Source organism: Candidatus Symbiopectobacterium sp. NZEC135 (assembly GCF_025962695.1).
In genome coordinates this window covers 1-1,776 of sequence record NZ_JAGFPF010000325.1, presented here as the reverse complement: position 1 = coordinate 1,776, position 1,776 = coordinate 1, and the positions used below count along the sequence as shown (strand labels likewise).

2 protein-coding genes are annotated in these 1,776 nt (G+C 44.4%); both read left to right on the top strand.

All coding sequences use genetic code 11. From position 1 onward, the window contains the following. A partial coding sequence (locus J5224_RS26460; protein WP_264628146.1) for an IpaD/SipD/SspD family type III secretion system needle tip protein occupies positions 1-285 on the top strand: 285 nt, incomplete at its 5' end. 463 nt (positions 286-748) lie between these two features. Beyond that, the coding region (locus J5224_RS26455) for a hypothetical protein (protein WP_264628145.1) at positions 749-1,776 on the top strand (1,028 nt) is incomplete at its 3' end.

The window sequence follows — 1,776 nt, the reverse complement described above, 5'->3', positions numbered from 1 at the left end:
GTCAGTACAGATGGGAAAGTCAGTTTTAACAAGGATACCTTTGATAGCGTTTCTTTGGCGAAAGTAACGGATGATGGTTCGTATACTGATGTTTCGACCACCCGCTATCAGGCCTGGCTGGCGAGCTTCAATTCTGTAAGCAGCGCTTTCCAGAGTAACATGCAATCTTTCGCCCAGCGATATAGTCAGGCGAACAGCACATTCGATAATTTAAACAAAGTACTGAGTAGTGTCATCAGTACGCTGGGGGAGAGTGCCAGAGAGGTACTAAAAGCACTGTCATAATATTCAATCCACCTGTTTTTTAAAATATCTATGAATTTCAAACCCAGAAATAATAGTGACATTCTTTTGCCGTATTATAATTTGATGAGAAATTCGGCAATGACAACGTCAGAATTATGTAATCTAAAAGATTATGTTTATCGATATAATTATAGTATACCGGAGAAGGTTGAGGTGATAAAAAATCAGCCGATGACGGACAGGGAGCGAGAGCTTTATCAGAAAGAACGGCGTGTCCGCTATTTTAGAAAAGTACCAGTATATAACGCTCCGCCCGTTTATGGGGATAACCCATCAGTCAATGCACACATGGATGCGATGCGTCCCAGAATACCTGAACCCAGAGCCGAAATTACCTGCTCACGGTGTTGGCGTGTGGTGGTTAAACATATAGAACGAGTAAGAAATAGTATCGTAGTGAGTTTGAGAAAATTAGTTAATTACTGATTATCGTGGAGGCTTTATGACAATTGGAGCATCTGGAAATGTAAGTCCAGGGTTTGGCAGGTATATTCAGGCCGATGTTTATCATCGAATGAATCGAGAGCTCCCCCAGATTGAGACAGTGACTGATAATGTGGTTGGGTGCGCTAACGACGGTGTTTCGCTAGCCGTAAAAAACTTTATCCATGCACCCGACAAAGTAGGCTGTGTATACGGATTGATTCACACCCAGTCGCAAGCCGCGCTGCCTGAAGCGTTACGCAATGCCAATACAACGGTTGAATGCCGTGAGTTATTCAAAAGCGTTCTGGGTCTGCTTTCCACTAAGGAAGCTAATTTCACTTCAACCGAGAAAGCCTGTTATCAAAAATTATGCGACCGTTTTTGTTCCGAAATCATAAAAGAGCCTGAGGAGTTCAACGCGAATATTAGTCTGAATAAACATGTAAAAAATGTCACTAAAGACGATAAACAATTTTGGGTAGCAGCGGCACCGCTGCTTGAAACCTACAGTAAGGATATATTGGAGGATCTCACCGCGCATATGCTCAATCAGTCGATCAATGCGTGGTGTGAATATCATAATGTCACCGATCGTGAGTGGGCGCGCTCGAATATTGAACAGATTTTCTCTGGCAATATTCGTATGTGCTTCAACGTGATCGATGATGAGGTCATGGGGATTACCAAGGAGGCAAAAGCCGCAAACCAGGATCACGCGGATATCCACGGGGCGATTATCCGCTTTGGGTATATGAAAATTTTTGATGCTGTTGCGTCAATCCCATTAGCGCTTCAGCGTCAAACGCCCACTGGCGCTGCGAAGCCAAGCACCTCAGAAAAGGCGGTGGGAACGTCAGATGCAACGGACAACGTGAATGGGCATCACTTACCGACAGCACCGACAGCATCATCTTCCCCAGGTAATATCACCGTTTATGGCAGCAATGCGACGGCCACATCGTACGGTGGAAATACGCCAACGACGCCACCTGATCCCTGGAGTTCAATAACAGAAAAGCTATTGGCTTCAGATAAAATAGATAA